At 33.8% G+C, this 13,475-nt stretch carries 15 protein-coding genes and 1 pseudogene; 1 reads left to right on the forward strand and 15 read right to left on the reverse strand.

Annotated features, from left to right (window positions below; genetic code table 11):
* Positions 1 to 19: 19 nt before the first annotated feature.
* The 15 genes from BHY08_RS07170 to BHY08_RS11000 all read right to left on the reverse strand — a co-directional run bounded on the left by BHY08_RS07170 (position 20) and on the right by BHY08_RS11000 (position 12,546).
* Positions 20 to 1,057: an L-threonylcarbamoyladenylate synthase gene (locus BHY08_RS07170; protein ID WP_071457220.1), complete on the reverse strand. Its 1,038-nt coding sequence runs from the start codon at positions 1,055 to 1,057 to the stop codon at positions 20 to 22.
* A 14-nt stretch (positions 1,058 to 1,071) separates the two neighbouring features.
* Positions 1,072 to 1,911, reverse strand: a complete 840-nt coding sequence (prmC, locus tag BHY08_RS07175) for a peptide chain release factor N(5)-glutamine methyltransferase (protein ID WP_071457221.1) — start codon at positions 1,909 to 1,911, stop codon at positions 1,072 to 1,074.
* Complete coding sequence (prfA, locus tag BHY08_RS07180; RefSeq protein ID WP_071457222.1) at positions 1,904 to 2,974, reverse strand: peptide chain release factor 1; 1,071 nt, start codon at positions 2,972 to 2,974, stop codon at positions 1,904 to 1,906. The genes prmC and prfA overlap by 8 nt, the downstream gene beginning before the upstream one ends.
* Positions 2,967 to 3,563 (reverse strand): thymidine kinase, encoded by a 597-nt coding sequence (locus BHY08_RS07185; RefSeq protein WP_071457223.1) that lies wholly within the window; start codon positions 3,561 to 3,563, stop codon positions 2,967 to 2,969. The genes prfA and BHY08_RS07185 overlap by 8 nt, the downstream gene beginning before the upstream one ends.
* Positions 3,564 to 3,690: 127 nt before the next feature.
* Positions 3,691 to 4,044, reverse strand: a complete 354-nt coding sequence (locus tag BHY08_RS07190; RefSeq protein ID WP_071457224.1) for a prepilin peptidase — start codon at positions 4,042 to 4,044, stop codon at positions 3,691 to 3,693.
* 65 nt (positions 4,045 to 4,109) lie between these two features.
* Entirely contained in the window at positions 4,110 to 4,340 is a 231-nt protein-coding gene (locus BHY08_RS11160) for a DbpA RNA binding domain-containing protein (protein WP_211267901.1), read from the reverse strand.
* On the reverse strand, positions 4,319 to 5,584 hold the full coding sequence (locus tag BHY08_RS07195) for a DEAD/DEAH box helicase (protein ID WP_211267902.1): 1,266 nt from the start codon (positions 5,582 to 5,584) through the stop codon (positions 4,319 to 4,321). Before BHY08_RS07195 ends, BHY08_RS11160 begins: the two co-directional genes overlap by 22 nt.
* 92 nt (positions 5,585 to 5,676) lie before the next feature.
* Complete coding sequence (locus BHY08_RS07200) at positions 5,677 to 6,255, reverse strand: TVP38/TMEM64 family protein (RefSeq protein ID WP_071457225.1); 579 nt, start codon at positions 6,253 to 6,255, stop codon at positions 5,677 to 5,679.
* Between the two features lie 125 nt (positions 6,256 to 6,380).
* Entirely contained in the window at positions 6,381 to 7,364 is a 984-nt protein-coding gene (locus tag BHY08_RS07205; protein WP_071457226.1) for an ornithine cyclodeaminase family protein, read from the reverse strand.
* A 15-nt stretch (positions 7,365 to 7,379) separates the two neighbouring features.
* Positions 7,380 to 8,258, reverse strand: coding sequence for a sulfite exporter TauE/SafE family protein (locus BHY08_RS07210; RefSeq protein WP_071457227.1), 879 nt, complete (start codon positions 8,256 to 8,258; stop codon positions 7,380 to 7,382).
* A 3-nt stretch (positions 8,259 to 8,261) separates the two neighbouring features.
* Positions 8,262 to 9,071 carry a TrmB family transcriptional regulator gene (locus BHY08_RS07215; RefSeq protein WP_071457228.1) on the reverse strand — a complete coding sequence of 270 codons (810 nt, stop codon included), beginning with the start codon at positions 9,069 to 9,071 and terminating at the stop codon, positions 8,262 to 8,264.
* Positions 9,072 to 9,306: 235 nt separating this feature from the next.
* On the reverse strand, positions 9,307 to 10,110 hold the full coding sequence (locus BHY08_RS07220) for an ABC transporter ATP-binding protein (RefSeq protein WP_071457229.1): 804 nt from the start codon (positions 10,108 to 10,110) through the stop codon (positions 9,307 to 9,309).
* 21 nt (positions 10,111 to 10,131) lie between these two features.
* Entirely contained in the window at positions 10,132 to 11,004 is an 873-nt protein-coding gene (locus BHY08_RS07225; RefSeq protein WP_071457230.1) for an ABC transporter permease, read from the reverse strand.
* A 26-nt stretch (positions 11,005 to 11,030) separates the two neighbouring features.
* Complete coding sequence (locus BHY08_RS07230; protein ID WP_071457231.1) at positions 11,031 to 11,990, reverse strand: ABC transporter substrate-binding protein; 960 nt, start codon at positions 11,988 to 11,990, stop codon at positions 11,031 to 11,033.
* Positions 11,991 to 12,387: 397 nt separating this feature from the next.
* Positions 12,388 to 12,546 (reverse strand): hypothetical protein, encoded by a 159-nt coding sequence (locus BHY08_RS11000; protein WP_157093647.1) that lies wholly within the window; start codon positions 12,544 to 12,546, stop codon positions 12,388 to 12,390.
* 214 nt (positions 12,547 to 12,760) lie between these two features.
* Between BHY08_RS11000 and BHY08_RS11005 the strand changes: the two are divergent.
* Positions 12,761 to 13,443 (forward strand): annotated as a pseudogene (locus tag BHY08_RS11005) (PHP domain-containing protein).
* Positions 13,444 to 13,475: the final 32 nt, after the last annotated feature.

A 13,475-nucleotide genomic window follows, 5' to 3' on the forward strand; every position in this document is an offset into this window, starting at 1 on the left:
ATTTCTTTATAATTACTATTTATTTTCTAAAAAATGTTTGATTTGCTGCTTTTTTTAACCGATTCATGTATCCCATATTTTCGCTTGTTTCATCATATCCTTCAGCTAGAATAACACCATTATGTCCCAACAAATCAGTATCTAACTGTCTTAACCCGCTAAACAAATGATGCATAGCTGATTTCACGTCTTTATTTTCAGATAAAATATAATGAGCAAATACCGAATAATCATCTAATTCATCATAGATAGCTTGACTTGACAAAATCGCCACTTCTTTTTGTTGCGTTTTATAGTAGTTAATCGCGTGTCTCCAGTCATTAATTGATCCATCAACAATGATGACATCAGCGTCAGGTGAATAGTGCTTATACTTCATTCCGGGAGATTTTGGTGCTTGTTTATCATCTACAAGATGCGTATCAATAAATACTGCTCCGATTATTTTTTCAATCTCTTCTTTTGTGATAGCTCCAGGTCTTAATATCGTTGGTTTATCTGGCTGACTCATGTCTATAACTGTTGATTCAATCCCTACTTCACATTCTCCGTCATCTAATATAGCTTCAATTTTTCCATTTAAATCATTGAACACATGTGTAGATGTTGTAGGGGATGGTTTGCCTGATGTATTAGCACTTGGACCAACAAGTGGCAGATTAGATTCACGAATTAATGATAATGTTAAAGAATTATTTGGCATTCTAAATGCTGCTGTTTCCAATTGGTCTGTCATACTAATCGACAGATTTGCTTCCTCAGCTAACGGTAGGATAAGTGTTAAAGGTCCTGGCCAAAAAGTTTCCATCAATTGATTTGCCTTCTCAGAAATGCCACTCACAAATTGTGTAACCATTTCTTTTGAAGCAACATGGACGATTAATGGGTTATCGCTAGGACGGCCCTTTGCTTCATAGACTTTTTTTACCGCTTCACTATTTGTCGCATCTGCCCCCAAACCATATACTGTTTCTGTTGGAAACGACACTAAACCACCTTGTTTTATGACGCGTGCTGCTTGTTTAATGTCTTCTTGATGATAGATTTTTGTCTTCATCCCTACACTTCCTTTTAATAAACTTTAATCATTCGATCATGACCAGACATATCTTTTACTACTTCTACGACTTTTTGTGGAAAGTATTCTTCGAAAATACGTACAACACTCATTCCTTGTGTGTAGCCAATTTCTAAATAAATCTTGCCCTTTTCATTTAATACCTTTGTTGCTTCCTTAGCTATTTTTTCATAAATCGCTAATCCTTTATTATCAGCAAATAAGGCCATTTTAGGTTCATGGATTCTAACAGATTCGTCCATCTCTGGCCACTCTTCTTCTCCTATATAAGGTGGATTTGAGATGATAATATCAAACGTTTCATCCATGACTGGTTCTAAAGCATCCCCTAAATAAAAATCAATTGATGTATCTAGCTGTAACGCGTTTTCCTTTGCAATTTCTAAAGCGCTTGATGATAAATCAACGGCTGATACATCCCAATTAGGACGATTTTTTTTCAGAGAAACCGCAATAACACCTGTACCAGTACCAATATCAACAACTGATTTTTTAGTTAAATCATTTTCTGTTAAACACAGTTCAACAAGTTCTTCTGTTTCAGGTCTTGGAATCAACGTATCTTCTGACACAACAAAACGTTCACCATAGAATTCACAAGAGCCAATTAAGTATTGTGGCGGATAATTTTCACTCACCTTAACTAAATCAGTTTTTAATCGATTAACTATCTCTCTAGGTACTTCTTTATTAAAATGCAGTAAGAGGTTTGTCTTATTCCAGTTATTATATTCTAACAATAGGTATTCAGCAATCGCCGTTTCTTTATTATGCTCTTCTAAAAAAGAAGAAGCCCATTTCAGGACTTCAAAATATGTAACAGGTTTATCCATTTAATTTCTCCAATTGAGCTGTTTGATCATAAATAATCAATGCATCCACAATTTCATCTAATTTTCCGGCTAAGATTTGGTCTAATTTTTGAATGGTCAAACCAATTCTATGATCCGTCACACGATTTTGTGGGAAGTTATATGTACGAATACGCTCAGAACGATCTCCCGTACCAACAGCTGACTTACGGTTAGCATCGTATTCATTACGGCTTTCTTGTTGCAATTGATCATATACTCTAGCACGCAACACTTTCATCGCTTTTTCTCTATTTTTCAACTGAGAACGCTCATCCTGCATGGCTACAACAATCCCTGTTGGAATATGTGTCAAACGAACGGCAGAGGCAGTTTTATTGACGTGCTGTCCACCGGCTCCACTTGCATGATAAATATCCACACGAATGTCTTTGTCTTCTAATTCTAACTCAACTTCTTCTGCTTCAGGTAAGACAACGACTGTTGCTGTTGAAGTGTGAACACGACCTTGAGATTCAGTTGATGGAACACGTTGTACACGATGCGCGCCACTTTCATATTTTAGTTTTGAAAAGACACTGTCTCCTGTAATCATCACAGTGACTTCTTTATATCCACCAATATCAGTGATGTTGGCATCCATGACTTCAAACGTCCAACCTTGATTTTGTGAATAACTTTGATACATCTCAAATAAATCGCCAGCAAATAATGCGGCTTCATCTCCACCTGCTGCACCACGGATCTCCAAGATAATATTTTTATCATCATTCGGGTCTTTAGGTAATAAAAGAATTTTAATACGTTCTTCTAATTCTTCTTTTTCAGTTTTTAATTCAGATAACTCTTCTTTAGCCATCTCTTGCATCTCATCATCAAGTTTTTCACCTAATAACTCTTCCGTATCTGAAATGCCGTGAGTGACTTCTTTGTATCGACGGTACACGTCAACTGTTTCACGTGTTCCTGCTTCTTCTTTTGATAGCTCCATAAAACGCTTCGTGTCACTTACGACATCTGGGTCACTTAGTAATTCCGCTAATTCTTCATAACGGTCTTCTATCGCTTGTAATTGATCAAACATTTTCTTCATCCTTTCGATTTGACAGTGGTGGATTCACATAATGCTTACGACAAACTGGGTAGTAAGCTTCATTGCCACCTATTTGAATTTGTTCACCTGTATAAACAGGTTTATTATTATCCATTCTTAGATTCATTGTAGCTTTTTTATGACAAAACCAACAAATCGTTTTTAATTCCTCAATTTTATCTGCATATAATAATAAATATTTAGAGCCTTCGAATAACTCATTTTTAAAATCATTTTTTAAGCCAAATGCCATCACAGGAATATCAAGTTCATCCACAATTCTAGCAAATTGTACCACATGAGCTTGTTCAAGAAATTGTGATTCATCAACCAATATACAGTATGGTTTGTCATCCATCTCACTCACTGTGTCATAAATATTTGTATCATGAAAAATGGGGATAGCCTCACGACGTAATCCTATACGACTTGAAACGATACCTATTTCATCTCTTGTATCTAGTCCACTTGTCATCAACACGACTGGTTTATTTTGTTCTTCATAATTGTGCGCGACTTTTAAAATTTCAATCGTTTTCCCACTATTCATTGCACCGTATTTAAAAAATAATTGAGCCATTTCATCATACTCTCCTTAGTTTATCCTATGATAGTATACTGTAATTTTCGAAAAAAATCATCAAATCGACTGTTTTTTTACTATTATTATTGGATTTTTTCACTAAGATTATATTAAGGGCTCCATTTTATATTTTGTAATTAATCACTATGACACTTATAAACCATAACACATTTAAACCAATAAATAGACTCAAACTTTCCAACAAACAATATAATAAAATAAATAATAATCCTGAAACAACTTCCCAACACATACTTTGCCTTGGAATCGTTGAAAAACAAAACAAACAATTTCCTCTTAAAAATAAAAAAGAAAAAACAGGAACCAGTTCATACCATGACAGTTCATGCTTGCAAACACTGCAATGTGATTTTGGTAGTACAATTGACTGACCATTTCTTGTGCGTTGACCAACTAAAACAAAAAAAGAAGCCAAACTGCCTCCAAGGAAAAATAATAAAATATAACCATTCAACATATAAGTCACACCTTCCTTTAATACTATATTCGTAAAAAAGGAAAAAGAGCCTTAAAAAGACTCTTTTAACGTTGATATTTTTGTAAATCTTGCTCATATTTTGTGATATTTGATTGATTAACTTTTCGTAAACGACCTTTAATAGGTTTTGTTTGTAACGTTTTTAAAACTAGATCACCTTTACCATTTAATATGTCAACAAAAGTTGAAATATCTAATAGATCAATCACGCCAATATCATCAGCAGTCATACCATCAATTTGGCACAAAGCTCCTACAATATCACCGGCACGCATTTTTTTCCAGCATTGATATGGATTTTCATGATATCTTCTTTAAATGATAATCCTTTTTCTTTGCGTAATTTTGGAGATTCTAATTGTCTATCTAAAAATGGACGTTTCATCTCTTTTACTAACTCTTGATTTGGACGACGCATTTCTTCAAGACTGTCGCCTTCTTTTGCCATAATAGCTTTAAAAGAGAATTTATCTTTCGAATTGACAAATGATATAGCTTTCCCACTTTTTTCAAAACGAGCTGTACGACCGATTCGATGCGTATAGGTTTCAACCTTATCAGGAATATCATAATTCACAACTAGCTTAATGTCTGATACGTCAATCCCTCTAGCTGCGACATCTGTTGCGACTAAACAATGAATGTATCCACGTTTGTAATCTTTAATCACTCGTGTTCTATCTCGTTGTTCCATCCCACCATGTAACATTTCACAATTAACACCTAGATTTTTTAGTTGCTTCGTTAACTCTTCAACCATAATCTTAGTATTACAGAAGATAATACTTGTCTCAGGATTCTCAACAATCAATGTATCTTTAAACTGTGCGCTTTTTTCATCATCAGCCGTCCATTGATAGTATTGTGAAATACGTTTCTTCTGGTCATCAGTTTTTTTAATTTCAACATACACTGGATTATGTAGATACTTTTTAGATAATCGTTTCACCGCATCAGGCATGGTTGCTGAAAACAGTGCGGTCGTTCTTTTCTTCGGTAATCTCGGCATAATCTGGTCAAGTTGCTCGATAAATCCCATCGCAAACATCTCATCTGCCTCGTCAATTATCACTTGATTGATTTTACTTAGGTTGATCGTTTTTTGCATGATATGATCATACAACCTACCAGGCGTTGCTACAACAATATGAGTTCGTTGCTTAAGTTGTTTGACTTGCATTTGATAAGAACTTTTACCAAATAAACTCACTACTTTTAAACGTTTATATCGACCAATATTGAATAATTCATCTTGGATTTGTGTCGCAAGTTCTCTAGTTGGTGTTAGTATCAAAACTTGTGGGTAGCGTTCTTCCCATTCCACAGTATCACATACAGGAATACCAAATGCCGCTGTTTTTCCACTACCAGTCTGAGATTGAACCACGATATCTTTTTTTTCAAGTAACAAAGGAACCACTTCTTTTTGCACCTCAGTTGGTGAGGTATAGCCTAAAACGTCAAGTGCATTAATAATTGACTCATCGATTCCGAAAAGATTAAATTTATTTTTTGTCATGTAAACATCCTTCATCAAATAAGCTTTTGCCTATTTGTTTATTTTAGCTTAATTAGTGTAACATGTTTTACTTAAATTACTAGCATAATTAATTAATTAATTTTCACCATTTTAAAAACATCTAATAATAAATAACAATGAATCGCAACAGACAATGGTTTAAACAAAATAATGGTTCTTAGATAATCTTTAAATGATATATTCGTAAATCCTGCTGCTAAACAAGCTAAATCATCGGGACCAAAAGGCATCAAAAAGACAATAATTAACATCCAGATGGTATGTTTATTCCCTAGTTGAATCAATTTATCTAAACGAGGTAAATTTTTTTCCGACAAAATCGATAAAACAAATGAACGACCATAATGACGAACTAGTATAAATAGTATGACTTCCCCTATTATCAGGCCAACAGACGCGTACAACACTCCAATTATTTTGCCAAAAACGACAACTCCAACCACATCACTCATTCCACCAGGGATAATAGGTAAAATAGGCTGTATGATTTGAATCATGGTAAAAACTACCGGTGCATACCACCCAAAACGATGAATAAACTGTTTTAATTGTGTTGGATTCTGGCATAATTGATGGTTGTATGCATACCATATAATAAGGAGTAACAAGATAATTCCAATAACAAAAAAGACCTTGATTAATTTTTTCATGTTGTCTCCTTTCTTCTAGCTAGCCATACTAATTGAATCATTAAATTAATAAGTAAATATGATGGTTTTATAACTATTTTTGTCCAATAAAAAAATCAACCACATAAGCGATTGATTTTTTATTATTAAACAGTTAAACCAATATTTTTTTCTTTGGCTTGTTCCACCATTTTTTGAGCGACATAAACATCTAACACTGCTGAGCCAACTGTTTTGAAAATCGTAATATCTTCATCATGTTTTCTACCAGTTAATTTACCTAAACCAAGTTCACCAAGTTCACCTTTATATTTTTCTTTTGATACATAACCATCTTCTAATGGTTGCATGAAATCTCCGGCTTCTTGTAAGACCCCATCCATCGTGTCAAAAATAACCACATCTGCTTCTTTAATGATTTCTCTTGGAATTTCACACATATCATGTGTATAAGCTCCTACACCATTTATATGAGCTCCTTTTTTCACCCATTCACTAGAAAATGTTGGTTGTTTAGATGTTGTCACACTTGTAATGATATCTGCTCCTTCAACACAGTCTTGCGCTGTTTTTGTAGGAATCATATTGACATCATATTTATCTGACATCTCTTTAGCAAACGCTGAAGCTCTCTCAAAATCAATATCAAAGATGCGAACTTCTGTTAAATCTCTAGCAGTTAGCATAGCCCGTAGTTGACCTTCTGCTTGACCACCCGTTCCAATCAATGAGCCAATTTTAGCGTCTTTTCTTGCTAAAAGTTCTGTGGCGGCTCCTTGGACAGCGCCTGTTCTTAATTGGGTTAAGTAGGTGCCATCAATCATGGCATTCACAATACCTGTTTCTGCATCCAACACTACCATTGTGGCTGGAACACTTGGAATATTTTTCTCAATATTTTTTGGGTAAACAGATACAATTTTGACTCCCAAAGCGTCTTTGCCATTATCACATTCAACATATCCTGGCATATAAAGACTTTGACCTTCCGATTTTGGTACTGGAATATTCGTTCTTAATGGAATAGTAGCGCGACCTTCTGAATAAATTTTCAACGCTTCTAAAGACGCATCCATTGCCGCTCTCATATCAAAACATTTTTCAATATCTTCTTTTTTCAAAAATAACATATTTATTTCCCCTTCCTAAACTGGTTGTGATCCTTTTTTAATTTGTGCTGCTAACATTGAATATGAGCTATAAAGTAGTACAAAAATTACAACCCATTTTAACATGTAAGTATTTAATGATTTGACTAAAAACACTGCAACTAATACACCAAGTACCCCAAAAACAGAAGTAAATAATGTGATTTTTCGGCTGTATTCACCAAATTTAATAAATTGAACACTTCCGATTGGCACTGAGAATGTACAAGCTCCCATCATGATTGGAAATGCTGCGATTGGATCCATTCCTAATAAATAAACTGTCACCATTGTTAAAGCATATGACCCAATCCCAATATTGTTTAATGCACCATACACAAATAATAAAAATGCTGCTAAAATAAGTTTTCCACCATATAATTCTGTTGCTGTTCCATTTGATTGAATCCAATTAACTTGTCCCGCAAAAATTAAAAATGCTGCAATGATTAATCCTACACCAACGAATTTTTTAATGGTATCTTCTGGTAGTTTCACTACAAATTTTGGTCCAATATAAGCACCGATTACTTGCGCTATAATACAAATCGCTAATGTTTTAATTCCTACATTTACTCCTGAAATATACGATAACGCCATAGCTGCAACAGGAATCACACATTGCGTATTTAGTGTCCCTGGTAATTTTTTCATGTTAACCCAACCTAGTTTTGGATAAAGAACTGTTCCTATTGCAAAATCTGAAATCCCAAATGTTGATAAGAAAAACATGATAAATGAAGTAAATGGTAACCATTTTACATTTGCTTTTTCTTCTTTAAATTCTTCTTTATGACTCATTAAATTTTTCACAAATGTAAAAGCAAAGAATCCATTGACTAAAATAATAAGTGTTAATAATACCGTTCTGACCATGACTTATTCCCCCTTAAATATTGACCGCACTTTTTCAAATTCGTGACCATATTTACTGCGTAATTCTTGAGGCATCTCTTCAATAATTTTTAATGTATAAGCATCATGTTTGATATATTCTTTCGACAAACTCACCATGGCATTGTTTTTTGTCCAAGTGACATCGGTTTGATTTGCGTCTTCTGACAGAGTCCCAAAAACGACTTCTTCTTCATCACGCACAACATTTATCCACCTGGAACCAAAATCAGCCAATTTATCTTCTTCAAATCCATGTTTATAATAATGATTTAGCGGTAAGTCATAATGATGTTCAGCATCAAATAAAATTACGACACACTCATCTAACCTTTTTTCCGAATTTTGCAATAATAATAATAGCTCTTTACTGACATCTTGTTTCCATATTTGAAGTAACAAACTACTTTTTGAATGCTTGATTAAATGCTCAACTTTTTCAATTACATGTGAATACCCTTCGATTTTCCACAATAAATCTTCTTCCTCAGCTTCTTTTATCCCGCCTAATTGCTTGTCCAGTACTGCTAAATCTTTTTTAACATCTTTTTCTAAGCGTTCGATAAATTCATCTGAAGAAATTGCTCGATATAACTTTGGTTCTGATTTATTGACAATAATTAAATTTTTTTTCAATAACTTTTCTAAAATGTTATACACTTTTGACCTTGGTACACCAGACTGTTTGCTAATTTCATAACCTGTTAGTTTATCTTGTTCTAACAAGGTGGTATACACTAATGTCTCCATCTCAGAAAAATGATATTTTTTCATTATTTGTATTATTGTTTCCATATTTTTTTAACCTCTTTTTTAGTAGCTACCTTAGTAACTACTATATCATAAAATAACGTTTACACAATATAATTGTGAGTTATTTAACATTTAATAAACCCTTTAAAAACAAATTCACAAATGGTTTTTACAAGTTTTTCTATGACTATAGAACTTTTATCACAAATAACAAAAAATAATTTTTCACAAATAAAAAAACTCAAACCAAAATGATTTGAGTTTTCCCTATTTTACATTATGATAAAATCAGTGCATCATCTGTTAATGCTTGTCCACTATTTTTTTGGAATAAATCCATTAGATCTTGTACTTTAAGTCCTTCTTTTTGTTCCTGATTAATATCAACGACTATTTTCCCTTCATATAACATCACCAAACGATTCCCATACTTTATAGCATCTTCCATATTATGCGTAATCATGAGTGTCGTTAGTTGATCTTCATGAACCATTTTATTGGTTAAAGATAAAACGGATTGACTCGCTTTTGGATCAAGAGCAGCAGTATGCTCATCTAGTAATAATAGTTTAGGTTTTACTAATGTTGCCATAAGTAGTGTCAGTGCTTGACGTTGTCCGCCAGATAGTAGCCCAACTTCTTTTTTAAGTCGTTCTTCTAATCCTAAATCTAAACGCACTAATTGTTTTTTAAACTCTTCTCGTTGACTATCTGTTACTCCTAAAGACAAGCCACGTTTTTTTCCACGTGAATAAGCAATCGATAAATTTTCTTCAATACTTAATCTTGTCGCTGTCCCCATACGTGGATCTTGGAACACTCTCCCGATATGAGCAGCACGTTTTTCAGTTTTTTGATTGGTAATATCCATATGTTCTAAGAGTATTTTCCCTGAATCAACTGGAATATTTCCTGCGATACAATTTAATAATGTTGATTTTCCTGCTCCGTTACCACCGATAACCGTAACAAAATCGCCCTCGTTTAACGTTAAGTTTACTCCACGTAACACATGATGTTCATTCACCGTTCCTACTTCAAAACTTTTATGTATATCCGTTAATGTTAATGTTGCTGACATGATGATTCCTCCTTATTCTCGTTATTTTTTCTTTCGATTCAATTTGTTTTTGATTAAAGGTGACGATAAACAAATCGTTAAAACAATTGCTGAGAATAATTTTAAGTCTGTTGGCGCAACACCTAGATATAGTACTAATGAAATAATGAATCGGTAAATAATTGACCCTAGTATAATTAAGAATAATCGTTTAACAAAACTAACATCTTTAAATAAAACCTCACTGATAATGACTGACGCTAATCCAATAACGATTGTGCCAATCCCCATACTAATATCAGCATACCCATTACTTTGTGCCATTAAAGCTCCTGATAGAGCAATTAAACCATTTGATATCATATAGCCAATGATCTTCATATTGTCTGTGTTAATCCCATTAGCCTCACTCATCGCATTATTATCACCTGTAGCATGAATCGCTAAACCAATGGCTGTTCTAAAGAATAAAAACAAGAATAAAATGACAATTAATGAAGCAATCACACCAACGATTAAAGTGGCGATTTGATTAGTCATTCCTAAATCATTAAAGAAACGCATGATAGTCTTTTTACCTAATAATGAAACATTGGCCTGCCCCATGATTCTTAGATTGACTGAATACAATCCTGTCATGGTTAATATCCCTGCAAGTAATGCTGGGATTTTTAATTTAGTGTGAAGTAAGCCTGAAACAAGTCCTGCTAATAATCCACCAACTAATCCCATTATCGTTGCAATTAATGGAGAAGTTCCTGACACAATTTGGCTAGCACTAATTGCTGCGCCTAATGGAAAACTAGCCTCTGCTGTTAAGTCTGCCACATCTAAAATTCGGTATGTTAAGTACACACCAATAGCCATAATCGACCACAAAAATCCTTGAGAAACACTTGAAATTATGATATCCATTACAATTCACTCCGCTTATCTTTGTCTTATTTTATCGTTGAAGGGTCAATCCCTAATGCTTTTGCCATATCTTCATTGACTACTAAGTCTAAATCAGTTGGCATGTCTACTGCTAAATCAGCTGGTTTTGCTTCACCTTTTAAAATCTTCACTGCTAATTTTCCAGTTTGTCGACCTAATTTTTCATAGTCTAATCCGTAAGTTGCCAAAGCCCCAACTTTTACATCTTCCGCTGAACCAGTAACTATCGGTAATTTTTTATTTCGTGCAATCTCACCAACTGTCTCCATGGTATTAGCTAAAGTATTATCAGTTGGAATATACACACCATCTACTTCTCCTGCTAGAGCTGTCATAACCTGTTGCACATCATTTGTTGAAGTCACTGTTGATTCTTTGACTTTGACACCTTTTTTCTCAATGGCTTCTTTTGCTAATTTCGCTTGAATAACTGAGTTTTCCTCACTTGAGTTATAAATAATTCCAATCGCTTTTGCATCTGGAACAATTGATAACAATAGATTTGTTTGTTTGTCAATTGGTACCATATCACTCGTTCCTGTAATATTTTTACCTGGTTTTTCATTGCTATCAACTAGACCTGCCGACACAGCATCTGTCACCGCAGTGAATATTATAGGTATGTCTGTTGTTTCTGTCGCTACTGAAATAGCTGCTGGGGTTGCGATAGTTAAAATCACATTACTTTTCTCTTTTACTAATTTTTCACTCATACTTTTTAGATTTGCCTGATCTCCTTGTGAGTTTAGAGAATCAATTTTTATGTTTTTCCCATCTTCATAACCTTCATCCTTCAATTCAGCAATAAATCCTTCTCTGGCTTTGTCTAAAGACTTATGCTCCATATATTGTAGAATCCCAATCCTTTGTACACTCGAATCCGTTTCCGCACTGTTATTTCCACATCCAACTAATAATCCCACTGCTGCTAATCCGACTAAACTACTTAACATTTTTTTCTTCATTTTTTTCTTCCTCCATTTTCTTAGTTCAACCACATAAGAAACTCAATTAAAAAAGCATTGACTAGATACAATAATCTAAGCCAATGCTTTAAAAAGATATAAAACGACTATCTTTTAAAATATAAAAGCCACTTAGATTATCTTAACAATCTATGTGGCGAACGTTGCTCGTTAAAATTCCTTAGCCCCATAGATACAAACTTTCCGGTTTGCATCCATGACTGACATGTCTACAAACACTATCTAAAGTAGCTAAAGTAAAAATTATTCAGTTGTGTTGGTTTTTGTTGCTTTGTTGTATTCATAGCAAGTTCCTCACAATCTAAATTTGTTAAACGTAGTATATCTTAATATATCATGTGATGTCAATATTATTTCTCATTTTTTTTTAATTTAATTAAAACAAGATTTGGGTTAATCTAATAAGATACCAAATACCGCTTGGATTAATGCCACTGGAATCATGCCTAATAATGATACTATCACCCATATGCTCCTCATTCGGAACTTCTGACATACCTCCACCTAACAACTCGTTAACCTCAATTTGACTCATTCCTGACTCTAATGCCAAAGTCGTATGACCATATGAACAAATCTCTAAAACAAGATCCCTACTTAAAAATAAAATTCAATGACCCGTGGTGCTAGTTAATTTTTTCCTATAGGAAAATGTCTAAACATGTTAGTAAATCAACAAAAAAACGCATATAGTAGTCTCAAAACTCCCAAGAAATGAGGACTATTTAACAAACTACGATGGTTATGTCGTGACAACTGAACATTTTGACTTAGCCAATCCTGTTACTAAAGTCGATGATATCCCCGATTATGAAATGTACAGTCAAACAATCGATAGCTTAAATAAGCGTTTTGGTAATCGTGTTTTAAAAGGCATAAAAATCGGTTACATTGCTTCTGAAAAGGATCGGATCATCGACTATTTAGCCAATAAAGATTACGATTTAAAATTACTCAATGTGCATCATAATGGTCACTTTGATTATTTAGATGACGAAGTCAAAGATATGGATCCTGCTATTGTGATTCCTCAGTATTTTGCATAACTTTCAGAAGCACTAGTTGTTATAGAAGCAGATGTCTTTGCTCATTTTGACTATGGTTTTCGGGTATTTGGTCTATCCGTTGCTGAATTTAAACAATATGAAGCGCAGTTTTTACCGATTCTAGATCAAGTAATCAAAAATAAATTGACATTCGAATTACATACTAAGAGCGCTTACTTGTATGACAATTTAGTTTTATATGAATATGTCATTGATTTATATCTTTCACGTGGCGGTACCTTATTTAGTGTTGGATCAGATGGGCATTACCTTGAACATTTCGTTTCCATTTCGATGATCTTTTTGCTCTGTAAAAAACAAAAGGTGTGACGGAATCATCGATTTATCAAAAAGGAAAGCGAATTATGGTTCCATTACCAGTCTAAAAAAACGTCCTCAGCATCAAAAGTGAGGACGT

It is taken from the genome of Vagococcus teuberi (genome assembly GCF_001870205.1).
In the GTDB taxonomy this organism is placed as follows: domain Bacteria; phylum Bacillota; class Bacilli; order Lactobacillales; family Vagococcaceae; genus Vagococcus; species Vagococcus teuberi.